Origin of the sequence: Paludibaculum fermentans (assembly GCF_051172195.1) — a bacterium.
Taxonomy (GTDB): domain Bacteria; phylum Acidobacteriota; class Terriglobia; order Bryobacterales; family Bryobacteraceae; genus Paludibaculum; species Paludibaculum fermentans_A.
Genome location: NZ_JBPJAQ010000001.1, coordinates 3787683 through 3809526, shown reverse-complemented (window position 1 = coordinate 3809526; position 21844 = coordinate 3787683). Strand labels below are relative to the sequence as shown.

Annotated in this window: 15 protein-coding genes; 6 read left to right on the top strand and 9 right to left on the bottom strand. The window is 63.5% G+C overall.

All coding sequences use genetic code 11. From position 1 onward, the window contains the following. Window positions 1-76 precede the first annotated feature (76 nt). Window positions 77-691 carry a hypothetical protein gene (locus ACR9Y2_RS15470; protein WP_435042288.1) on the top strand — a complete coding sequence of 205 codons (615 nt, stop codon included), beginning with the start codon at window positions 77-79 and terminating at the stop codon, window positions 689-691. On the opposite strand, the gene pckA is transcribed toward ACR9Y2_RS15470, so the two are convergent. The 4 genes from pckA to ACR9Y2_RS15450 form a co-directional block, all read right to left on the bottom strand. Then, window positions 692-2341: a phosphoenolpyruvate carboxykinase (ATP) gene (pckA, locus tag ACR9Y2_RS15465; RefSeq protein WP_435042287.1), complete on the bottom strand. Its 1650-nt coding sequence runs from the start codon at window positions 2339-2341 to the stop codon at window positions 692-694. It lies immediately after the preceding gene. A 10-nt stretch (window positions 2342-2351) separates the two neighbouring features. Beyond that, window positions 2352-3569, bottom strand: a complete 1218-nt coding sequence (locus ACR9Y2_RS15460; RefSeq protein ID WP_435042286.1) for a pyridoxal phosphate-dependent aminotransferase — start codon at window positions 3567-3569, stop codon at window positions 2352-2354. Window positions 3570-3694: 125 nt separating this feature from the next. After that, window positions 3695-4753, bottom strand: a complete 1059-nt coding sequence (locus tag ACR9Y2_RS15455; protein WP_435042285.1) for a methyltransferase — start codon at window positions 4751-4753, stop codon at window positions 3695-3697. 116 nt (window positions 4754-4869) lie between these two features. Beyond that, on the bottom strand, window positions 4870-5649 hold the full coding sequence (locus ACR9Y2_RS15450) for an ABC transporter ATP-binding protein (protein ID WP_435042284.1): 780 nt from the start codon (window positions 5647-5649) through the stop codon (window positions 4870-4872). 55 nt (window positions 5650-5704) lie between these two features. On the opposite strand from ACR9Y2_RS15450, the gene ACR9Y2_RS15445 reads away from it, so the two are divergent. Beyond that, complete coding sequence (locus tag ACR9Y2_RS15445) at window positions 5705-7153, top strand: glycosyltransferase family 39 protein (RefSeq protein WP_435042283.1); 1449 nt, start codon at window positions 5705-5707, stop codon at window positions 7151-7153. Window positions 7154-7163: 10 nt separating this feature from the next. On the opposite strand, the gene ACR9Y2_RS15440 is transcribed toward ACR9Y2_RS15445, so the two are convergent. Next, the gene (locus ACR9Y2_RS15440; RefSeq protein ID WP_435042282.1) at window positions 7164-9896 is read right to left on the bottom strand and encodes a protein kinase domain-containing protein; all 2733 of its coding nucleotides are present in this window, start codon (window positions 9894-9896) and stop codon (window positions 7164-7166) included. A gap of 18 nt (window positions 9897-9914) precedes the next feature. On the opposite strand from ACR9Y2_RS15440, the gene ACR9Y2_RS15435 reads away from it, so the two are divergent. Continuing rightward, the gene (locus tag ACR9Y2_RS15435; RefSeq protein ID WP_435042281.1) at window positions 9915-10520 is read left to right on the top strand and encodes a sigma-70 family RNA polymerase sigma factor; all 606 of its coding nucleotides are present in this window, start codon (window positions 9915-9917) and stop codon (window positions 10518-10520) included. Between the two features lie 54 nt (window positions 10521-10574). On the opposite strand, the gene ACR9Y2_RS15430 is transcribed toward ACR9Y2_RS15435, so the two are convergent. Continuing rightward, window positions 10575-13910 carry a M4 family metallopeptidase gene (locus tag ACR9Y2_RS15430; RefSeq protein WP_435042280.1) on the bottom strand — a complete coding sequence of 1112 codons (3336 nt, stop codon included), beginning with the start codon at window positions 13908-13910 and terminating at the stop codon, window positions 10575-10577. A gap of 175 nt (window positions 13911-14085) precedes the next feature. Between ACR9Y2_RS15430 and ACR9Y2_RS15425 the strand changes: the two genes are divergently transcribed. Further along, entirely contained in the window at window positions 14086-15348 is a 1263-nt protein-coding gene (locus ACR9Y2_RS15425) for a M24 family metallopeptidase (protein ID WP_435042279.1), read from the top strand. 1009 nt (window positions 15349-16357) lie between these two features. On the opposite strand, the gene ACR9Y2_RS15420 is transcribed toward ACR9Y2_RS15425, so the two are convergent. From ACR9Y2_RS15420 to ACR9Y2_RS15410, 3 genes are all read right to left on the bottom strand, one after another. Next, window positions 16358-17065 carry a hypothetical protein gene (locus tag ACR9Y2_RS15420; RefSeq protein ID WP_435042278.1) on the bottom strand — a complete coding sequence of 236 codons (708 nt, stop codon included), beginning with the start codon at window positions 17063-17065 and terminating at the stop codon, window positions 16358-16360. Window positions 17066-17425: 360 nt separating this feature from the next. Next, window positions 17426-18004 (bottom strand): carboxymuconolactone decarboxylase family protein, encoded by a 579-nt coding sequence (locus tag ACR9Y2_RS15415; protein ID WP_435042277.1) that lies wholly within the window; start codon window positions 18002-18004, stop codon window positions 17426-17428. Window positions 18005-18015: 11 nt separating this feature from the next. Further along, window positions 18016-18576, bottom strand: a complete 561-nt coding sequence (locus ACR9Y2_RS15410; RefSeq protein ID WP_435042276.1) for a carboxymuconolactone decarboxylase family protein — start codon at window positions 18574-18576, stop codon at window positions 18016-18018. A gap of 759 nt (window positions 18577-19335) precedes the next feature. Here ACR9Y2_RS15410 and ACR9Y2_RS15405 point away from each other — a divergent pair. Then, entirely contained in the window at window positions 19336-19935 is a 600-nt protein-coding gene (locus tag ACR9Y2_RS15405; protein ID WP_435042275.1) for a DUF6088 family protein, read from the top strand. Then, window positions 19932-20945 (top strand): nucleotidyl transferase AbiEii/AbiGii toxin family protein, encoded by a 1014-nt coding sequence (locus tag ACR9Y2_RS15400; RefSeq protein ID WP_435042274.1) that lies wholly within the window; start codon window positions 19932-19934, stop codon window positions 20943-20945. Before ACR9Y2_RS15405 ends, ACR9Y2_RS15400 begins: the two co-directional genes overlap by 4 nt. The last annotated feature ends 899 nt before the right edge of the window (window positions 20946-21844 follow it).

Sequence of the window (21844 nt, the reverse complement as noted above, 5' to 3'; positions counted from 1 at the left end):
CCTCCGCCTGAAATCCGCTGCCCAGCTCTAAGGTATCTGGCTGAGTTGGCCGATAGTCTTCCTGAAGAGGCCGAGTATGCAGATCAGTAGCGACGCAAGAATTGAAATCCTGAAGGACTCCGGGGAGCGCCCCTTACTCGTTTTGGAAAGCCGCCAGATGACCGCCATCGCCTTCGGCGTCGTGATGGTCATCGGGATCGTGGCCTGCACGGCTTACCTCGTGGGCCGCAGGGTTCCTGCGCACGCGGCCGCCGCGAATCCCACGCCCCCCGTGCATGCCCGCCGTGCCAGAACCGCACCGCGGCCTGTCGTCGCCGCGACACCCCCAGTCGCGCAAATGGCCTCCGCCGCTCCTGCCCCGGCCGTCAGTTCACCCCAGGCCCAGGCCGTGAAACCAGCCGTGCCGGCTCCACCTCCGCCTGTCCAGAACCCCGCGCCCGCACCATCCAACATGGCGCTGATTCAGCCCGTGAAGGGACAGAACTTCCTTCAGGTCGGGAACCTGACCCCCGACACCGTCCAGCCCTTTTTGGAAACCCTGAATGCCAAGGGCTTCCGCGGCAAACTCGCCGCCGGCGCCGACAGGAACAGCATCCGCATCCTCATCGGCCCCATGAAGTACGCCGAGATGACCTCCATCTCTGAGGACCTGACCAAAGCCGGATTCGCCAACTTTCCTAAGTTCTATTGATCAGCTGCGGCGCGGTCCATGGCCCTCCAACCCGGCGGGAATCCCTTCCTGCCCGGTCAACAACCGGAAGTTCTCAATGAACCGGGAGGCCAGCGTGTCATATTTGCGCCTGTACTCCTCCCGGCTCGGCCAGGTGTTCGCGGGATCCAGAATCGAGTCCGGCACTCCTTCACAGTGCTTGGGCACCTCCAGCCCGAACACCTCGTCGCGCCAGTACTCCACCTCGTCCAGCCCACCGCCCAAGGCCGCGTTCAGCAGCGCCCGCGTGTGCCCGATGCTGATGCGCTTCCCTACCCCGAACGGCCCCCCGGTCCACCCCGTATTCACCAGCCAGACCTGGGCTCCGTGCGCCAGCAGCTTCGCCTTCAGCATCATGGCGTACTTATACGGGTGGTGCACCATGAACGGAGCGCCAAAGCAGGCGCTGAACGTAATCTCCGGCTCCGTCCCCAGCCCAATCTCCGTCCCCGCGATCTTGCTCGTGTAACCGCTCATGAAGTGATACACCGCCTGGTCAGGTGTTAACCGCGCAATCGGCGGCAAAACCCCTGAGGCGTCGCATGTCAGGAACACAACATTCCGTGGGTGGCCCGAGCGCTTCTCGGGCAGTGCGTTGTCGATGTACCGCAGCGGATAGGCAGCCCGCGTGTTCTCCGTCAGCCGGTCGTCGTTCAGGTCCAGCTTGCGCGTCCGGGGATCAAAGACGACATTCTCCAGAATCGTTCCGAACCGCCGTGTGCACGCGTGAATCTGCGGTTCAGCCGACTCAGACAGCCGGATCACCTTCGCATAACAGCCATCTTCAAAATTGAAAACTCCATCATCCGACCAGCCGTGCTCGTCGTCGCCGATCAGGTGCCGGGCCGGATCCGCCGAGAGCGTCGTCTTTCCAGTACCCGAAAGTCCAAAAAAGATAGCCGAATCACCCCTGGCGCCGACATTGGCCGAACAGTGCATGGGCAACACCCCATCCAGCGGCAACAATGCATTCAATACGGTAAAGACCGTTTTCTTGATCTCCCCGCCGTAACATGTGCCGCCGATAATGGCCAGGCGGGCCGCCAGATTCAGAACAATGAAAGTTTCCGTCCGCGTGGAGTCGATCAACGGGCTGGCGTTGAAGCCAGGAGCCGCGATTACTGTGAACTCCGGAATATGGTTCCGGTAGCCCTCCAGATTCTCTGGTTTCAGGAACATCGTGCGCGCAAACAGGCTGTGCCAGGCGGTCTCGGTGATGATCCGCACGGGCAGCCGGTAGGCCGGATCGGCGCCGCCATAACAGTCCTGGACAAAGACGTCCCGGCCCTGCAGGTAGGCCTGGATGCGCGCCAGCAGCGCCTGGAAGCTCTCGGCCGGGAAGGGCCGGTTGTGCTGGCCCCACCAGATGTACTCCTCCGAGGAAGCCTCGCGGACCACGAACTTATCAGCCGCCGCCCGCGCGGTGTGCTTGCCCGTGTGCACCACCAGCGGACCCTCGTGACAAACGAAACCTTCCCCCCTGACAATCGATTCCTCATACAGTGCAGGCTCAGTCAGATTCCAATAGATCCGGCTTAGCCCGCTCAGGCCGTGGTTCTGCAGGCCATATGCGCTCGCCGCGGCTCCGGCTTGCGGCGCGGCCGGGGTGGGTGTGTCGGGATATCGGCTCATGGCGTCCTCCTCACATCCAGTCCCGGACCAGGCGGCGGTCACCAAGGTACAGCTCATTCGGAGCCGTCGGATCCAGGGCCCACCGGATCCGCTCCACCCCCTGCGTGATCTCCTTGGCCGTCCCGCAGAAGCTCAGCCGCAGGTGCCCTTCCATGCCGAACTCCCTGCCCGGCACGGTCACAACCCGCACCTTCTGGAGCAGAAACTCCGACAGCTTCTGGGAGTTCTTCTCATAGTTGCTGAAGTCCGGGAAGCAGTAGAAGGCGCCGTCCGGCCGGGTCACCCGCACACCCGGGAACGCGTTCAACTGGTCCATCAGGATGTTGCGGTTGTTTTCGAGGGTCAGCCGCAGGGCCTCAATCGAGTTCTGGATCCCGTTCAGGGCGCCAACCGCCGCCCACTGCGAGGGAGTGGCCGGACCGGACGTCTGCTGGGATTGAATGGTCGCCATTGCCTGCACCAGTTCCCGGCAGCCCACCGCCCAACCGATGCGGAAGCCCGTCATGGCGTACATCTTCGAGACGCAGTTGATGACCAGCAGCTTCGACTGCTCCGGGTCCTGCGTGGAGAAGTCATAGCAGTTGATGGGCGACCGGCCGTCGAACACCAGCCGGTTGTAGGTGTCGTCCATGATGAGGTACAACGACTTACGCTCGGCCAGCTGCACCACCTGGCCGATGAACTCACGGCTGTACATCACCCCCGACGGGTTGTTTGGACTGTTCAGGATGATCGCCTTCGAATAGCTGCCCACCGCGTCCTCGAGCTCGCGGATGGTGGGATGAAAACTGCCGTCCTCCGGCACGATCGGCACCGGCACGCCACCGGCCAGCTTGACCATTTCCGGATAGCTCACCCAGTAAGGCACCGGGAAGATAACCTCGTCTTTGGGATCAAGAATCGCGATCAGTGCGGCCATGATGGCCTGTTTGGCCCCGCACGAGGCCACCACGTTCTCCGGCCGTACCTGCCGGCCGTAGTGCTCCTCGGTGTAGCGGATGATCGCCTTCTTTAAGGCCGGGATTCCATCCGGAGGAGTATATTTAATATCCCCGGAGTTCAGTACCCCCGTACAGGCGACGATCGCGTCGATGGGCGTCTTGCTTTTCGGTTCTCCGCCACCCAAATGAATGACCGGTTCGCCCTTCTCCCGAAGCAGCGCGGCGGTCTGGTTCAACTTGAGCGTGACGGACTCGTGAATCGAGCGGGCCATCTGGCTGAGGCTCATCGTTCCTCTTCCGCCCAGAGATTTCCCGTTGAGCCCTCTAACTAGACCCGCTCGGCGGAACTTGGCCGGCGGAGATTAGGGATATCATGACGGCCAGCCCGCCCGGGACGCAAGCGAAATCGCTGTCAGGGGCGGGCTTCGAAGACCAGGTTGAATGGCGTGTGCGTCGCCCGGCGGAACCGGGTGAAGCCCGCGGCCCGCACAACGTCACCAATCCGCTGCTCCCCGGCCTGCGCGCCCAGGCACAATCCCACCTCCTGCGCCCGCGAGCCCGGCGTGCAGATCATGGTCGAAGCGCAATAGAACATGCGGCCCACCGGGTTGAGGTTTTCCTGGAGTTTGTCCCCGGCGAACGGCTCCACAATCATCCAGGTTCCGTCCGCCGCCAGCGACTGCAGCACATGGGCCGCCGCGCCCTGCGGATCGCCCATGTCGTGCAGGCAATCGAAGAAGGTGACCAGGTCGAATCCGCCGCCCGGGTATGCCTTCGCACTCGCAACATCGAAGAAGGTCCGGTCCGCGACCCCGGCCCGCTCAGCCGCGCGGCGCGCCGCTTCAATCGACGCATCGTGGTAGTCGTACCCGTGGAACGTGGAGTTCGGGAACGCCTGCGCCAAGAGGATGGTCGACGACCCGTGCCCGCAGCCGACATCGGCCACCTTGCCGCCCGCCTTCAGCCGCTCCACCACGCCGTCCAGCGAGGGCAGCCACTCCCCCACCAGATGGGCAGCATAGCCCGGCCGGAAGAACCGTTCCGTCCCGTGGAACAGGTCCGGGTGGTGCTCGTGCCAGCCTACACCCTCACCCGTGCGGAAGGCATCGGTGATCCGCGGCTCGTCCTTCATGACGGAGGCGAGGACTTGAAACGCACCCGGCAGAAACGCGGGGCTGTCCTCCACGGCTAACGCAAGAGCATGCTCATCGGGCAGGCTGAAACAGCCGCTCTCCGCATCGTATTCGACGATCTCGCCGGCCGCCTGGGCCGAGAGCCACTCCCGCAGATAGCGCTCATCCGTGCCGGTCTTTGCCGCCAGTTCCGAGACGGTCATCGGACCGGCCCCCATCATCGCCTTATAGAGCCCCAGTTTGTCCCCTGTGAGAACCAGAGCGGCGTTGATCGCCGCGCCTAACTCCACCAGCATCTTGCCCATAAAGCGATCCAGCTTCGCCTGTTCAATCTGCATCGGAAGCCCCTTTCGGGATCGAAGATTACGGCAATCCGGCCGGCGACGCAAGGGAATACAGACCGAAGAGTATGACTTTGTAGGACACTTCCAGTGATGGATCGTGTTCAGTACTACTACCACATATGGTAGTAACCGTCCTCGCTCGCGACCTTGACGTCGACTCCGAACAGGGCGCTGAGCGAGTCGGCCCGCAGGCCCTGCTGCTTGGGCCCGTCCGAGTGCATCCGTCCCTCGCGGAGGGTGATCACCCGGCCGATCTCGGGAATGATGTCGGGCAGATGGTGAGTGACCAGGATTACGGTCACTCCGCCCTCGGCCAGCTTCCGCATGGAGTCCCGCACCTCGCGCTGGGCACGGACGTCCAGGCTGTTGGTGGGCTCGTCCAGAATCAGGGCTTTGGGCCCGTGGACCAGTGCCCGGGCAAAGACCGCCCGCCGCTGTTCGCCGCTGGACATCTCGGTGAGCTTGCGCTCGGCCAGATGCTCGATGTCGAAGAAAGCCAATGCCTTATGGGCTTCCTCCTCCATCCGGGGCGTCACCTCATGGTTGGGCCAGATGCCGATGCTGCCGAAGAACCCGCTGAGGGCGGTCTCCAGGGCTGAATAGGGCTTGACACACGTCTCCACCAGGTCGTTGGTGACAATCCCCAATAGGCTACGGAGCTCAAACAGGTGCCAGACCTCCTTGCCCCAGATCCGCAGCCGGCAGACCGGCGGCGCGTAGCGCGGGTAACACTCCCGGGTGATGGCCTTGATCAGGGTGGATTTGCCGCTGCCATTGGGGCCCAGGATGGCGGTGTGCTCACCGGTTTCGATGGAGAAAGTCACTTCCCGCAGCGCCGGATACCCCTCGCGATGGACGGTGACGTTCTCGAACTCGATCAACTTGGGCATGAACCCGTCATTTTAGCGGACCCCTTTGGGTACCGTGAAATGCTAGCCTCGAAGTTTGAAGCGCGTCCTTCCGATTGCAGTCATTCTCTTCTTGCAGGCGGTTTTGCTGTTCGCAAACCTGGACCTGCTGCCCATCTGGACCGATGAGCTGTTCACGTTCAGCACCGTTCCGCACCCCCTGAACGAGATCGTGCCCATCCTCCAGCGGGACATCCATCCGCCGCTGTACTACTTCCTGCTGCACGGCTGGCCGTGGCACTCGCTGGCCGGGCTACGGGCATTCTCTGGCCTCTGGGCGCTCATCGCCACGTTGCTGCTGGACCTGCTGTGGACCCGCCGCTGGCGGCCGGCGCGCCGGTGGCTGGCCCTGGGCCTGTTTGCCTTCTCGCCGTGCATGCTGCTGTATGGCCGGATGGCCCGGTCCTACTCCATGCAGACCGCACTGATGATCGCGGCGGTCTACTTCCTTTGGCGCTGGATCCGCACGAAGGACGGCTACTGGCCCGCTCTCATCTCCGTCCTGCTGCTGCTCTACACCCACTACGTGCCGGGCTTCGCGGTACTGGCCGCCTGCTCGCTTCCAGCCCTGGCCTTCCTTGGATTCCGGCGAACGGCATTGCTGATGGTGGGGGCGATGGCCGGCTACCTGCCCTGGCTGTTCAAGTTCGCCGATGCCCTGGGCCGCTGGGGCCAGGCGGCGGGCTTCTCCTCGCGCTACACCTTGACCGGCTCGTCCTGGCTGGAGCAGCCCATCAAGATCGGCTTCGGGGTGGTATCCCTGACGATCGGGGAAAGCTTCCCCTTCCTGGCGCTGCTGCTCGTCCCGCTGGTCCTCTGGCTTGCCAAACGAGGGAGCCGGGTCTGCCCCAAGCCGCTGGTTGTGTTCCTGTCGGCTCTCACGATCGTGGGCTACCTGGGGGTTTCGCGCTGGGTGAGCTACCCCTTCATTCCGGCGCGGCTGCTGTGGCTGATCCCATTTCTCGCCATGGCCGTGGCGATTGGGTTGACGCCCATCGGGCGGGTCCGCTGGTGGGCTGCGGGGCTGCTGGTGGCGGCCACCGCGACGTCCCTCACGTTCTACTTCACCAGGCAGAACTACCTGAACCCGGGCTATGCGGCTCCGCTGCGCGAGATCGCCGGGCGGCTCAACCAGCAGGCCACGCCGGCAGACCTGATCCTCATCGACGCCTTCAACACGGACGGAGTCGCGCTGCAGCACTACCTGTCGGGCCGTACGCCGTCGGTTGTCCTGACCCACGAGGGGCAACCGGAAGCGGACCGCCTGCTGCCGGCGGCGCGAACGGTCTGGGTGGTCAGAAACCAACGCGACATCTCACCGGAACATGTCACCACCAACCGGGAGAATGCAGCCTGCGATGGCCGCCAGCGGGCGGTGAGCCTGTATGAACCCTATGCGGAATGGCAGCAGATACTGCTGCAGCGGTTCATGAAGCCCGCGCCGACTCACTTCTACCAACTCACGACCTGCGCACCAGCGCAGTGACCCGGGCCGGTCAGGGGCGGGCGTGAACTTCTTCCAGCCGGCGGCGGTCGAAGAGCCCGGAGGTGCCGTGCTTTGGCCAGTCGGCCCAGAGTTGCCGCGCCTTCTTCGTATACGAGGAATCGAACCATGCGGCGGACTCATAGAGCAGGCTCAGGTGGTGGAGCATCTCGAGGCTGTCGGAGTGATCGAGCAGATACTTCTCCACCCGGTCCAGGGCCTGTTGAGTGAGGCGGCGCGCCTCGTCCGGCTGGACGTTCCGGACGAGCGCTGACAGTTCGCGGCGCGCCTCGGCGCCGATGAGATCGTAGCTGGCGCTGGGTGTATCGATGCCTTGCAGGTCCGCAGTGACGGCCTTGAGGATTGTCTCGGATTCCGCTGCCTGGCGGGCGGCGGCGAGGGCCACGCCAAGGTCTGTTTTGTAGCGCAACACATGCCGCAGGTAGACCCGGTCAGCCGGCGACGTGGACAGGACGTCCGCCGCCAGGGAGACGGCATGCCGCAGATGCTTCACGGCGGATTCAGGCTGGGTTGAGCGGAGCACGCGGCCATGTTGAGCCTCAGTGTAGGCGAGGTCGAGCTTGGCGGTGCGGTTGGCGGGATCAGCCCGTTCCAGGCGTTCGGCGATGGCGAGGGCGGCGCGAGTCTGTTCGATCGCCTCCGAGGTGAGCCGGAGATTGGGGATGAGCGGGTCGCCCAACAGTGCACCCAAAGAGAGGTGCGCGGCCATCAGGCCGCGGCGTTCCGTCTGTCCCGCCTTGGGGGCGTTGGCCAGGGCGGCGAACGCGTCGAACGAAGTCCGGTAGAGCTTCTGTGCGGAGTCCAGGTCGCCCCGCATGACCTTGGCATCGGCGAGCCGTTGGGTGACGAGCGCGACACCGCGATCGGACCGAGCGCCCGGGGCCAGCTGCCTCACCTTTTCGTAGAGGGGCAAAGCCTGGGTGTAGCGCTGCTCAGCGAGGGTGGCGCGGTTTGTGTCGGCGTAGCGCTCGCCCAGTTCCCGGTAAAGGGACGCCAGGGTGCGCTGGCTGTCGAGGTCGGGCTTCACCTTCACCAGCGTCTCCGCCAGGAGGGTAGAGTCAGCGAGCCTCTTCTCGTACCGGGCGTCGCCGTCCTTCTGGTCGAGGCGGTGCTCGAGCAGGCCGAGCATGCGTTCCGCTTCGATGATCTGCTTCAGCAGGCTGGGGTCGCGGACACCGGCGTCGAAGAGGCCGCGTCCGATTTCCACGGACTTCCGGTAGCTCTTCAGGGCATCCTCACTGCGGCCGAGGCTGGCGCCGCGGGGCCCGCCCTGGACATCGCCGAGCTTGCGGTAAGCGGTCGCCAGTTCAGCCCGGAGTTCGGCGTCATTGCCGGCCTCCGAGGCAAGGCTGTCGAGGTATTCGCTGGCAGTTTTGACGAGCGACTCGCGGGCGGGCGTGGAGCCTTCGAGGTTGCGGATCTGCTCGTCGAAGTCGAGCAGGAAGCGGTTGGCGAGCTGGCGCACCTGGCGAAAGCGCATCTCGGCGCGGCGGGCCTGCTGGCGGGCCACGGAGGCTTGCCAGGAGGTGACTCCGGCGGCGCCGGCGAGTGTGATTACCAGGAGGGCCGCCGCGGCGCTGGCCACTCGATGGCGGCGCAGGAACTTGCGGGCGCGGTAGGCGCGGGAATCGCGCCTAGCCTGAATGGGGAGGCCGGCGAGGAAGCGCCGGATGTCGTCGGCCAGGTGCTCGACGGACGCGTAGCGGCGGGCCGGATCCTTGTGCATGGCCTCGAGCACGATGACATCCAGCTCAGGATCGAGCCGATGAAAGACACCGGTGCGGGCGGCGGCGGTGCTGGGGCGTTCCGTCTCGGTCTCGCAGACGGCGCGGTCGATCTCGAGGGGCGTGTAGTCCTTGAGGCGATGGGGCTTGACGCCGCTGAGCATCTCGTAGAGGACGACGCCGAGGGAGTAGACATCGGAGGCCGTCGTGACCGGCTCGCCGCGCACCTGCTCCGGGCTGGCGTAGTCGGGGGTGAGCAGGCGCATGCCGGTGGAGGTGTGCATGATCGCTTCCTGCAGGGCGCCGGGTTCGAGGAGCTTGGCGATGCCGAAGTCGAGGAGTTTGGGTTCACCGGCGGCAGTGACCAGGATGTTGCTGGGCTTGAGGTCGCGGTGAATGACGAGGAAGCGATGGGCGTACTGGACGGCGGCCGCGATGCTGAGGAAGAGTTCCAGGCGCGCTCGGACATCGAGCGCGTGAGCCTCGATGTAGCCGGTGACGGGGAGGCCCTCGACGTACTCCATAACGATGTAGGGCATGCCGTCCGCAGTCTCGCCGCCGTCCAGCAGGCGGGCGATGTTCTGGTGCTCGAGGGAGGCGAGGATCTGGCGTTCGTGGCGGAAGCGTTCGTGGACGAAGTCGCCATAGCCGGCGAAGCGCGCCAGTTTGATGGCGACGCGTTTGTGGTACTGCTGATCGGCGCGTTCGGCCAGGTAGACGGCGCCCATGCCGCCGCGCCCGATCTCCTTCAGGATGCGATAGGCGCCGACAGTGCGGGGTGCGGGTTCGGCGGCGGCGGCCGCGAGCGAGGTGGCGGCGCGCCCGATGGCGCTCTCGACGAAGCTGCCGGCGCCCTCTTCCGCCTCGAGCAGGGATTCGACCTCTGAGCGCAGGGCGGTGTCGGAGCCGCAGGCGCCGGCAAGGAAAGCGGAGCGCTGGCCTGGCGGCAGGGCAGCGGCGTCGAAAAAGAGATCCTGAATACGTTCCCAGCGGTCGTCCATCTGAGCTATTGATATAACATGTCCGGAAATTCGGAGCACCCTGGGGCGGATGTCACACAATTGTTGGCGGCGTGGCGGGTTGGGGATTCCAGGGCGCTTGAGGCATTAACTCCACTGGTATTCGACGAACTCCGGAAGCTGGCTGCGTCCTACATGCGCCGGGAGAGGCCGGGCCACACGCTGCAGGCGACGGCGCTGGTGAACGAGGCGTACCTGAAGCTGGCCGGCATCGAGAACAAAGACTGGCGCAGCCGGGCTCATTTTTTCGCAATTGCGGCCCATATCATGCGGCAACTGCTGATGGAGCATGCCCGGGGACGGAATGCCCAGAAACGCGGCGGCGGGCTGGCCCCGGTGCAGTTGGAAGAAGCGCTGATCGTGGGCGTGCAGCGCGACGAGGACCTGCTGCACCTGGACGACGGGTTGACGGCGCTGGCGGCCCAGGATGAGCGGAAGAGCCGGATCATCGAGATGCGCTATTTCGGCGGGCTTGAGGTGGCTGAGATTGCGGAGGTGGCCGGGGTCTCGGTGGCGACCGTGGGGCGGGAGCTGCGGATTGGGTTGGCGTGGCTGCATCGATATCTGAAGGAAGGCACGGGGCAAAGCGCGGCCGTGGAACGATGAAGCGGCCGGACGCCGTATGACGTCCAGCCGCTGACCTGGCGGTAAGGCGTGGGGTTAGTTGCCCAGGCCTAAGCCGAGCCCGAGCACCGGAGCGTAGACGGATACGTCGTCCACGTAGAAGTTGGTGACGATGGAGGCGTTCTGGGCGACGCTGAACTCCAGATAGACCGTTGTTCCCCGCAGCGCCTGCAATTGAGCCTGGTTCAGGCTGTAGACCACGCGGGTATAGCCGGCGACGGCATCCTGCGGGGGCAGAGTCGCGCCGCCATTCACGGTGGTGATGGGCAGCAGTTCCTGGTTGTTGATGGAGACCAGTGCCGCCTTGAAGACGTCGCCAGGGTCCTTCGTCGTCACGCGCAGCTTCAGGTAGAAGGAGATGGTGACGGACTGCGGGTTCTGCGGAATGGCGATCAGCTGCCTGATCTTGGAGGTGCCCGCGGCGCCGGAAGTGATGAAGCGCGCGTAGCGCACCCCGGTCTGGGCGTAGTTCATCTGGTTCTCGCCATCGTTGGTACCGATGGAGGAGTTCAAGCCGGGCAGGGACCAGCCGGACTGGCCGTTTTCGAAGCTCCCGTTCGTGACGATGCTTTTCTTCCCGGTGAAGGTGATGGGGACGATGTTGGAGCCGAACTCGGAGTCGTCGAAGCGGATGACGAAGGCCTGCACGTTGTAGGTGCCCGGCGGTACCGCGCCGGTGTTGAAGACGGCGCCGGTGAGGGTGTTGCCGTCGAAGGCGACGGTCTGGCCGTTGATGCGGTATTGAATGATCTTGATGGTCTCCGCGCTGACGCCCGTGGTGGCGCTGCGCAAACGGAGGACATCACCCGGCTCATCCAGTTCCACGCTGAGGCTGATCGCCTGGGGCAGTGTGTAAGTGAGGCTGACGGCGTCGATGACGAAGCGGGTGGTGTTGGACTTGGTGAGCGACGCCTTGAGGAGCAGGGTCATATTCCTGTCCTTGAATTGGGTGACATTGAACTCCAGGCGCTTGTAGTGGTGCAGCGGATCGCTGAGGGTCACTTCCTCGCTGGAGATGTCGGCCAGGGGCGTGGTCTTGTTGATGCTGGAGTCGTGGAGGTCGATGAACAGGTTTTCGCCAGGCAGGTATTCGACGCCGGCGACGCGGTAGCGGATGCTGAGTTTGGCATTCAGAGCTTCCTTGGGCAGCTTGAACTTGCGGCTGGCGGTCTGGCCGTCGTCGCGGAAGCGGAGGTAGTTCTGGCCGAGGTAGGCGCCGTTGGAGTTGGTCCAGATCATGTCGCCGGAAGTGATGCCCCAGCCGTCGGAACCATCTTCAAAGCTGCCATTGTCGATGGCGCGGTTGGCGCCGTTGATGGTGAACTGGGCGTACTTGATGGTGGACTTGCCCATGAAGTCGACGGCGCGGGCGAAGGCGGTGTAAGTGCCGGGCTTGAGCGAGGAGACATCGATGACGGCCTGGTAGGGCGGCATCATGCGGGTGGCGCGAACGGAGTTGGCCAGGCCGAACTCGACCATGGGGAAGGTGTCGTCGCTGGCGGAGGCGGTGACGAGTAGGCTGCCCTCGGTCTCATCGAGCACAAGGGAAGTGACCGAGACCTGGGGCTGGGCGGTGTCCTTCACAGCCTTGCCGACATTGATGGCGGCCCAGGCGTTGGTGACGGCGTTGAGTTCGGGTGAGTCGGCGCCATAGGCATATTCGGCGGCGTCGACCCAGGCGTCGCGCATGGTGGAGAAGGTGGGGTCGTTGTCGGGCGGGAAGACGGTGGTGGCCAGGAACCAGATGCGGGCGGCCTTGGCGAGACCGATGCCGGCCATGCCCTTGGGGAAGTAGGTGGAGTAAGTGGCCGAGGCAGGATCAGTGGAAGCGCCCTCCACGAGCATGACGAACATGTGGCCGTAGGCGCAGCCCTGGACGTGTTCCTCGAAGGTACCCATGCCGGACTGCCAGTAGCGGCGGCCGGTCTGGTTGTAGAAGGGCGGCTTGGAGGGATCGGAGGGGTAGCTGGGGGGATTGTACATGCGGCCGTTGAAATAGTTGGTGTCGTTGGCGTAGACGAGTGAACTGCCCTTGCCGAGGGTGACGTTGGCGTAGAAGTTGGTGATGGCGCCGAGGATGTCACCGTGGCCTTCGTTCAGGCCGGAGGCTTCGCTGGGCCGGTCGTAGTCGGTGGTCATGTGATAGCCCCACACGCCGTGGCCGAGCTCGTGCGCGACGGTTGACAGGGAGATATTGGGGAAGGCGTCTTTCTCGGGATCGGGGTCGATGATGCCGTCGCCGAAGAAGGCGGCCTGGGCGCCGTAGTTGTAGTGGGCGTCGGTGTAGTTGACGTCGTAGTGGGCGCGCGTGCTGATGGGGGTGTTGTTCCCGTCGAGGCCTTTGTAGTTGAAGACCTTGGCGAGGACATCGTATGTGCGGGCAACGGCCCAGAAGATGTCGACAGCGGGGGACTGGGCGGTTTGGCCGTTGAGCGGCATGTTGGAGCTGTAGCGCTGGTTGTCGCCCCAGCTATTGGAGCTGTCGAGGATGGCGCTGGTCTTCTTGAACTTATGGGAGTCGGAGTTGTTGTTGCTGCGGGTGGTGTTGCCGGGCGACTTGCCGCGGGTGATGTCGTAGAGCTGATAGTCGCCATTCACCTTGGTGGTGTTGAGTTGGACCTTGCGGCGGTAGATGGGGAAGCCGTTGCCGACGGCCGGTTCGCGGACATCGTCGCTGGCTTCGGCCGAGGTCTTGCGGACGATGCGTCCGGTGGGGGCATCGATGAAGTAGTAAGCGGCATGGAAGGTGAACTCATCCGGAGCGTCTTCGGCCGGCATGGCGAGGACGCGATAGACGAGGCGATAGCCGCTGACGCGGCGGGCTTCGTCGTCGGCATTGGGCGCCGGGCCGCCGGCTGGCGACGGTAAGGCTACGGTTTCGACGACGGGATCGATGTAGAGTTCCGGCGTGCCGGCGATGGCGGAGGCGGGCATGTTGGCCAAGGCGCGGTCGGCGGCGGCGAGGTCGAGACGGATGGTCTCGAGGGCCTGCTGGGCGGTGGTAGCGGGGTTGGTATCGACGTCGATGCGGCGGTGGAGCCGGTTGGTGGGTGTGAGCATCTGGCCGTCGACGGTGAGGTGGGTGACCACCTGGCCGGTACGGACGGGGACGCCGCGGAAGAGCTGGAGAAAGCGGACGTGGAGCGTGCCGAACTCGTCGAGTATGGGATTGCCCGCGGGCTGCAGGATCGAATCGGCGTTGAGGCCGAGCCGTTGCTGCTGGGCTTCGACAAAGGCTCGGCTGGCGTCGATGCGGGCCGGGTTCTGCTGTTCCAACCGGGCCAATTCGTCCTCCGATAAAGTCCGCCTTTCGGCGAATAAAGAGCCGCTGGTGAGGGCGGCCCAGATCAACATGGATGTAGTGAGTCTCATCTCTGATTTCCTCACTGACTCAGTGTGGAAGCGGGCGGCCGGATCGATCACGGAGCGTGAAAGAAATTTGGAGCATTGAGCGCGGCGGCCTCTTCCGTGGCAACATAAGGGAAAGAGGAGCTCGCCCGCGTCGGCGAAGCGATCTGCAATCCACCGCCTTTCGAGGGAGACCTGCTTGCTAACCAGACGCGCGCTCATGGCCACCGCCGCTTCAGCGGCTGCCGCGCCCATCCTGTCCGCCCAGACGAAATCGCTGCCGCCATCGATAGCCGCTCTCAAGAGCAGGCGCGGCGAGATCAAGCCCATCACCAATGAGGAGCGCCAGTCCCGGCTGGACCGCGCTCAGCGGCTGATGGCCGAGAAGAAGGTCGATGCCATCTGCATGGCCGGCGGCACATCGCTGCAGTACTTCGCCAATGTCCGGTGGGGGAATAGCGAGCGAATGCTGTTGATGGTCCTGCCCGCCAAGGGGGAACCGTTCTTCGTCGTACCGAGCTTTGAAGAGGACCGAGCACGGGAGCAGATCGCGTTGGGTCCGGCTGGGACGAAGGCACAGGTGACGCGTTGGGAAGAGGACGAGAGTCCCTATGAGAAGGTGGCGCTCGGGTTGAAGGAGCGAGGGATTCGCACCGGCGTGCTGGGGGTGGAGGAGACGACCAAGTTCGTCTTCAGCGAAGGCATTGGCAAGGCCGCGACCCAGGTGAAGATCGCGAACGGGACGGAGATTACGGCGGGCTGCCGGATGATCAAGAGTCCGGCGGAGCTGGCGCTGATGCGGCTGGCGAACAGTGTGACGCTGGAAGCTTATGAAGCGGCCTGGAAGGCGATTACGCCGGGGATGACGCAGCGGGCGTTCGGGGAGCTGATCACGGCGGCTCATGCGCAGCTGGGTTTCCAGGGTGGAGCGATGGTGCTGACGGCCGAGTACTCCGCGCTGCCGCATGGGACGATCCAGCCGCAGATTATCCGCGAGGGGACGATCGTGCTGATTGACGGCGAGTGCCGGGCGGACGGGTATCCTTCCGACATTACGCGGACGTTTGCTGTCGGCAAGCCTACGGACAAGATGAAGAAGGTGTTCGACATCGTGCGGAAGGCGCAGGATGCGGCCTTGCGGACGGCGCGGCCCGGTGTGGCGTGCGAAGCGGTGGATGCGGCCGCACGCAAGGTGATTACGGAGGCGGGCTATGGTCCGGACTATAAGTACTTCACGCACCGGCTTGGGCATGGGATGGGCATGGATGGGCATGAGTGGCCCTACCTGGTGCGCGGCAACAAGCTGCCGCTGGCGAAGGACATGACGTTCAGCGACGAGCCCGGGATTTATATCAAGGGCGAGTTCGGGGTGCGGTTGGAGGACGACATGCACATTACGGAGAACGGGGCGGAGCTGTTTACGCCGCAGAGTTCTTCGCTGGAGCAGCCGTTCGCGGTGTAGGCGGGCCGGCTTGGATGAGGTGACTGGCTTCGTTTCGTGGGGCTGCTGAGGGCGGTGGGGGGGGCGCCCGTTACTGGCGTTCCGGGACTGGGTTGGGCGCCATGGTTCCGGTGGTTTGGCGGTAGGGCGGGGTGTGTTTGGCTTCCTGGTGGAGTCGGGCTGGGCTGAGGCCTGGGACCCCTCCCTGATGGTCGGGGTTCGTTGCGTCTGCGTGGCTTTCGCGGCTGGTCGGGCTGTTAGTGACTGCGTTGGATTCGTTGCTGGAACGGCCGTTCGCGGTGTAGACGGGCCGGCTTGGATGAGTTGACTGGCTTCGTTTCGTGGGGCTGATGGGGGTGCTCGGGGGGCGCCCGTCACTGGCGTTCCGGGACTGGGTTGTGCGCCAGGCTTCCGGTGGTTTGGCGGCAGGGCGGGGTGTGTTTGGCTTCCTGGTGGAGTCGGGCTGGGCTGAGGCCTGGGACCCCTCCCTGATGGTCGGGGTTCGTTGCGTCTGCGTGGCTTTCGCGGGTGGTTGGGGTATGAATCACTGCGTTGGATTCGTTGCTGGAACGGCTGTTCGCGGTGTAGACGGGAGAGACTGGCTTCGTTTCGGCGATCCGTGGGAGAGGCGCGGCCGAGGAGCACGCCTTTGAAGACGTACGCTGATTTGGGGCCCGCTCATTTCCATTCGCGGTTCGCAGCGCGGCTGAACTGGCTCTCACGTTACCCGTGTCCTTGGCATGGAGTTGCATCGATGCCCCGGTTTGGACTGGCTGGCCTGGCTTTCGCGGCTGGTCGGGCTATTAGCGACTGCGTTGGATTCGTTGCTGGAACGGCCGTTCGCGGTGTAGACGAGCCGTCGCTCTTGCTGCGGGCTTGGCCTGGGGGCGCGGAGGGAGGCGCCCCTGGGGATGGCAGAGGTTAGGTTTTCAAAGAGCTTGGCCGGAGGGGCTCCGGCTGAGGCTGAATGGCGGCGGTCGTCAGCGGCTTCGTTTCGTCGACGGGCGGCGGCTTTGCCTGGACACGGGGCTTAGAGGCCGGCTACGTCGTAGTTCCGATTGGGGAGGCCGTCCGGGCCGACCAGGTTGGCTTCGTTGCGCGGAACGCGGATGGGCTGGAGATCAGCGATGGGGTCCTGGTTGTCGGGGTGGTTGGAATCGATGCCAGTGGTTAGGTGTTCCAGGGCCCGACGCGGGCGTCCATACCCTTCATAGAAGAAGAGCTCCTCGGTGTTCCTGGTCAGGCGGGTGACTTCGGCCAGGGGGACGTTTTCGCGGATGCCTTTGACGACATCGGGATGCTGCTGGCCGAGGGCGGCACGTTCCGTTTGGAGTTTGCCCAGCTCCTTGATGGCGCGGTAGAGGCCGCGTTCGAGGTCGCGGCGGTAGCGGGCATAGCGTTCGAGCTGGCCGTCGTGGGTGTTGGTTTCGGCCAATGGGTCCGTTTCGGCGAGGATGAGGCATTCGAAGGATTCAATGCGGCGGAGGTTCCAGGTGTGGGTAAGGATGCGGTGGAAGATCTCCTCCTCGATGCAGTTCGCGGGGCGGGTGTCGAGGCGGAGGGCGGCTTCGAGGGCTTGGAATTGAGCACGGTCCTCGGGCGTGATGTTGAGGTGCTGGGCGGTGAAGCCGTGGCTGCGGGCGTTCTGGGATGAACGGGCCTTGCCGTCGATGGTGACGGGGCCGGTGGAGCGTTTCGCGTTCGCCTGGTTGGCATTGATCTGAGCTGCGGTCGCCATAACTAAAATCTCCCTATAAATGAAAATTGCCGGCATGGGAGCCGGCGCGATTCCAGGGTAACTGGCAGGGTCAAGACGGTTTCGCTGTTTCTTCAGAAGTGATGCTGCAAATAAAGGAAATAAAGATCTTTAATTCCTGTGACCGTCTTGCGGACTCGTGCTGGAAATGACCGGAAGCCGTTTCCGGAATGCGAGAAGAAGCGCAGGCAAACAGCGTGGAGGGTTCGGTGGAGCGGTCCAGGTGGAGGGTTTAAACGCCAGCCCGGCACTTCCACAAGCAATGGCGGCGTGGCGGTTGGGCGCTGCACAGTTCGGCGGGTTATTCTCGCTCGAGTTTGCCGTCGAAAAGGGTCGCCGCCTCTACTCGCCCTTCGAGCCAGCCGCCTGGGCTGTTACGGTGGCAAGGATACCCAGGTATCCGTTCTCCGAGACGGCCGCCGCACGCTGCCGATAGGAGTCCATGTCCGCCGGGGCCCACGTGGCGAGACCGTCGACATAGCGGTTGTACATGCAGAATGCCGCGGCGATGAGTACGGTGTCGTGGATCTCGATATCGGTAGCGCCGTGACTGCGAGCGCGCTCGACGTCCTCCGGCCGGACCAGTTTGCCGCCCTGCTGGACCCTGCCAGCGATGTTGAGCAAGGCTTTGAGCTTATCCGAGATGCCGGCATTCTCGAAATCGCGTTTCACGTCGAGCACGAGCTGCTCGTTGCCGCCGAGATGGTAAGCGGCGATAGCGCCGTGCGATGTCTGGCAGTAGTGGCAATCGTTGCGGGATGAAACGAAGGTCGCGATCAGTTCCGAATCGGCCATTGAGAGGGATCCGGGGGTGTGGAGCAGGACTTCGGCCAGTTCGGACATGGGCTTTGCCGTCTCCGGACGAAAGGCGAAAGGTCCGCGGATGCCTGGCAATTCTGCTGAGAGTTTGATGTGGGGCATGTTGGGAACTCCTAGCGAGCCGCGGCCTGTCGCGCAGTAGAGGCCTGATAGCCCTCGGCGGCCAGTCGAGCGCCTGCCTCGCGGTAGATGTGCGAGTCCGACGGAGCCCAAGTCGCGAGACCGTCCACGTAGCGGTTGTACATGCAGAAGGCGGCGGCAATCAGGACGGTGTCATGCAGCTCGAGGTCGGTGGCGCCGAGTTCGCGGGCACGTTCGATGTCTTCGGGGGTGACACTCTTCCCGCCGCGCTGCACTTTGCCCGCGATCGCGAGCAGGGCTTTCATCTTCTGGGACACGCCGGCGCCGGAGGGGTTCTGCTTCACGTCGATGACGAGTTGTTCATTCCCGCCCAGGTGATGAGCCGCAACGGCGCCATGAACGGTCTGGCAGAAGAAGCAGTCGTTCTGCGAAGAGACATAGGTCGCGATGAGTTCGCGCTCGCCCGGCGTCAGCGTACTTGGCCCACGGAGCAGGACGTCGGCCAACTCATTCATGGGCTTAGCGGTCTCGGGCCGAAAAGCCATGGGGCCGAGGATTCCGGGGAGGCCGTCGGGTAAGGCAATGTGGGGCATGGGAAGAAGCTCCTCTCCGTAGACTCGGTCATTCGGCGAGTTCAATCAATACTCAAAAGTAATTAGATGATCATTACAGGTGGAGCCGGGACTGTTGGAGGGGTATCGCCCGATGCGATCTGGAGGATCTGTTCGAAGAAATGCGTGTGCTGGCGCCGGGCGAATCTGGGCGGCTTTCGTGGGAGGGAGGTGTAGGAGAAGACGGCTGAGGACGGTTGGGACTTTGGCCGGAGGGCTGGGGGCAGTCGCAACCGTCGCAGTGCGGTTTGCCGTCCGGGCGGATGTGTCGACTGTGGGTGATGCTTGGTGCGAGATGGGCACATTGGCACCCGCCGCACCGGCGTTTTCCTCGCGCTGATTGTCGACAACTTTGCATTTCTTGTGGGATCTGGCGCACAGGATTCGACGGTGCGGGCGATCGAGTGTGACCGTTGTGGGCATGACAACCGGAGATGGTGGCGGGCAGGATAGGAGACGGGAGCCAGGTTGCCGTTCTGCTGGGTAAGGAGCAGCAATCTGAGGGGCAGACGATGCGGATCTCTCGCGGAGGACCGATCAGGCTGAGGGACTTTCGGGGCTCGTGCGCGGCGCTGCGAATGGCGGCGACGAGGAGTGATGCCGGGCTTGTTGTGGCGTGGTTTGCCAACCAGCGCGCTTCGGCTTGAGCTTGCAAGGGACTAAGGTAGAGCAGGTGGCGGTGATTTAGAAAAACGAGTATACTTTTTCTAAATCACGATACTGAGACATCCGATGCAAACCATGCGCGATCAAATAGTTGCGAGAATCGGACAGCTCCCCGAGGGCCAGGTCTTCACGGCAAAGGATTTCCTGGAGATCGCCAGTCGGGGCACGATTGACGTGACCCTGGCGGACCTGACGCGAAGCGGCGCGATCCGGCGTGTGCGACGGGGACTCTACGATGTTCCGCGCGTCAATCCCGCGCTGGGCGGGCAACTGAGCCCGGACATCGATAGCGCGGCTCGGGCGATTGCCAGGAGGCAGCGGTGGAAGATCGTGCCTGACGGTGCATGGGCTGCAAACCTGCTGGGCTTATCGACGCAAGTTCCGGCGAAGATCGTCTACTTGACCGATGGCCCAAGCAAGGCAGTACTGATTGGCCGCCGGACCATCCAATTCAAGCATGCCAGGCCGAAGACCCTAGCCGGACTTGAGGGCAAATCCGCACTTGTGGTTCAGGCGCTGCGGTACCTGAAGAAGGACGGGGTTGGCCGGCAAGAGATCGAGAAGCTGCGCGCCCTACTGTCGGCCGCCGAGAAGCGCAAGCTCTCGAGGAGTACTCGGTTCGGTGTCGATTGGATCCATGAGATAGCCAGGCAAGTTGAGGAGACGCCGCGATGAACAGTGTAGCCCGCATGCCGGCGAACGAGCGCGCACTAGCCTTCCAGGCAACAGCGGAGCGCAAAGGGCTGCCTGATGCCGTGGTGGAGAAGGACTTTTGGGTGTGCTGGAGTCTTAAGCAGCTTTTCTCGATAGAAGGCCTATCAACCCGGCTGCTCTTCAAGGGCGGGACCTCCCTTTCAAAGGTGTTCCACGCGATAGACCGTTTTTCTGAAGATATCGACATTGCCGTGGACTATGCCGCGCTGGGGTTCACAGGAGAACGAGACCCTCGTCAACCGGGCATCTCCAAAACCAGGCGCGCCAGCATTCTGGCCGAGATGATGATGGAATGCCAGAGCTACATTCGCGGCGAGTTCCTGGAAGGCCTCAGGACAAGATGCAACGAGATTTTGCCGTCAGATAGCGGCTGGGAGTTGGAGGTGGCAGGGACCGACCCCAATGTGGTCCTCTTCCGCTATCCGACGGCCGCGGCGGAGCGCTTGGCGTACATCCGACCGCAGGTGATACTCGAGTTGGGAACGCACGCGGAATTCGTGCCGCGTGGGCGCTTCTCCATTCGCCCGTTTGTGGCAGAAGAATTTCCGCAGTTCATGCCCGACGGCGAAGCGCGAGTCGAGGCCATCCTTGCCAAGCGAACGTTCTGGGAAAAAGTCACAATCCTACACGCGGAGTATTACCGTCCAGAAGACAAGCCGCTTCCGGGCCGCTACTCGCGTCACTACTACGATGTGGCCATGCTGGCTGGGGGCTCAATAGCAGCGGAGGCCCGTGCCGATGCGGAACTCCTCTCCCAAGTCGTGAGTCACAAGGAAGCATTCTATCCGTCCGGGTGGGCGCGATATGATCTGGCACGGCGTGGGACTCTCCGAGTATCGCCGACTGAGAGTCGAATCGCGGCCCTTAGGCGGGACTACAGGGATATGGCGGACATGATCTTCGGGGAGCAGCCATCTTTTGAATTGCTCCTGACAAAACTGGCCGCGCTAGAGACGGAGCTAAACTTCTGACCGGACCAGCCGGCCGAATCCCCGGGTACTGAGACCGTTGCCCGGCCTGAGAAGTTCGCTCCGGGCTGGAAGTTCGGGGACTCGCAATACTCACCTCTCGCGAAGGCTAGCGATGTTGAAACCGCCAAGCTGACACCGCATAACCGTCGGGCATTCCTGGGCAGTCCGAACGGGCTGGCATGGCCGTTTCGGGCATGGCCGCCGGAGATGGCTTTGAGCAGGATGAACGAGTGGAGAAAGATTGTCGTTCTTCAGTGTGAAGAGCCCCAATCGGAGGACGAATTGTGATCGATTGCGGCGGGACGGGGCAGGCTGTCGCCTTCCCGCCTTCCTCGCTGCGAGAACAGGAAAGAGCACGATGACGGTGCAACGGGCACTCAAGGAACTTGGGTAGCAAAGCTCCACGACGAGTGCGACAATGTGGGCGATGAACCGCCGAAGTTGGATCAGTTTTGTTGACCCGTGCTCCTGTTCGTCGCTTCCCTCGTACAAACCCCGGACTTCTAATGTGTTGATGATCCGCTCCCGGTTCGAGTCAACCAGTGAAAGGCGGGTGGGGCCATACCAGTGGTCTCCGTAGACCCAATCGTTGCAGCCGGGGTCACCTTGGCGCATTACCCTTTTGGGAGCAATCATCCACAGAGCAAGGATTCGAGCATCTCCCTTGCTCGTACGTAATTCCGTCGTCTCGATGATCCTCGCATCGGGCGGTAGGAGCCGCTGAATCCACGGTGACGACCCGGTCTGCCCGAGAATATTCGCCGCAAGCAACAGCAGAAGCACGATGCTCGACAGTAGACGAGACGCCGCCATGTGGGTACCAGCGCTATCGTAGCTGATCCCACTGCGCGGGTACGCTGCCTACGAAGGCGTTCCCCAGAACGCCACGGACTTCTTCG

Bases quoted from the DNA above. Each gene is read 5' to 3' on its own strand.
- ACR9Y2_RS15405 (WP_435042275.1), top strand. From the start codon at position 19,336: ATGCGCGATCAAATAGTTGCGAGAATCGGACAGCTCCCCGAGGGCCAG.
- ACR9Y2_RS15410 (WP_435042276.1), bottom strand. From the start codon at position 18,576: ATGCCCCACATTGCCTTACCCGACGGCCTCCCCGGAATCCTCGGCCCC.
- ACR9Y2_RS15450 (WP_435042284.1), bottom strand. From the start codon at position 5,649: ATGCCCAAGTTGATCGAGTTCGAGAACGTCACCGTCCATCGCGAGGGG.
- ACR9Y2_RS15430 (WP_435042280.1), bottom strand. From the start codon at position 13,910: ATGAGACTCACTACATCCATGTTGATCTGGGCCGCCCTCACCAGCGGC.
- ACR9Y2_RS15460 (WP_435042286.1), bottom strand. From the start codon at position 3,569: ATGAGCCTCAGCCAGATGGCCCGCTCGATTCACGAGTCCGTCACGCTC.
- ACR9Y2_RS15440 (WP_435042282.1), bottom strand. From the start codon at position 9,896: ATGGACGACCGCTGGGAACGTATTCAGGATCTCTTTTTCGACGCCGCT.
- ACR9Y2_RS15420 (WP_435042278.1), bottom strand. From the start codon at position 17,065: ATGGCGACCGCAGCTCAGATCAATGCCAACCAGGCGAACGCGAAACGC.
- ACR9Y2_RS15435 (WP_435042281.1), top strand. From the start codon at position 9,915: ATGTCCGGAAATTCGGAGCACCCTGGGGCGGATGTCACACAATTGTTG.
- ACR9Y2_RS15455 (WP_435042285.1), bottom strand. From the start codon at position 4,753: ATGCAGATTGAACAGGCGAAGCTGGATCGCTTTATGGGCAAGATGCTG.
- ACR9Y2_RS15470 (WP_435042288.1), top strand. From the start codon at position 77: ATGCAGATCAGTAGCGACGCAAGAATTGAAATCCTGAAGGACTCCGGG.
- pckA (WP_435042287.1), bottom strand. From the start codon at position 2,341: ATGAGCCGATATCCCGACACACCCACCCCGGCCGCGCCGCAAGCCGGA.
- ACR9Y2_RS15400 (WP_435042274.1), top strand. From the start codon at position 19,932: ATGAACAGTGTAGCCCGCATGCCGGCGAACGAGCGCGCACTAGCCTTC.
- ACR9Y2_RS15415 (WP_435042277.1), bottom strand. From the start codon at position 18,004: ATGCCCCACATCAAACTCTCAGCAGAATTGCCAGGCATCCGCGGACCT.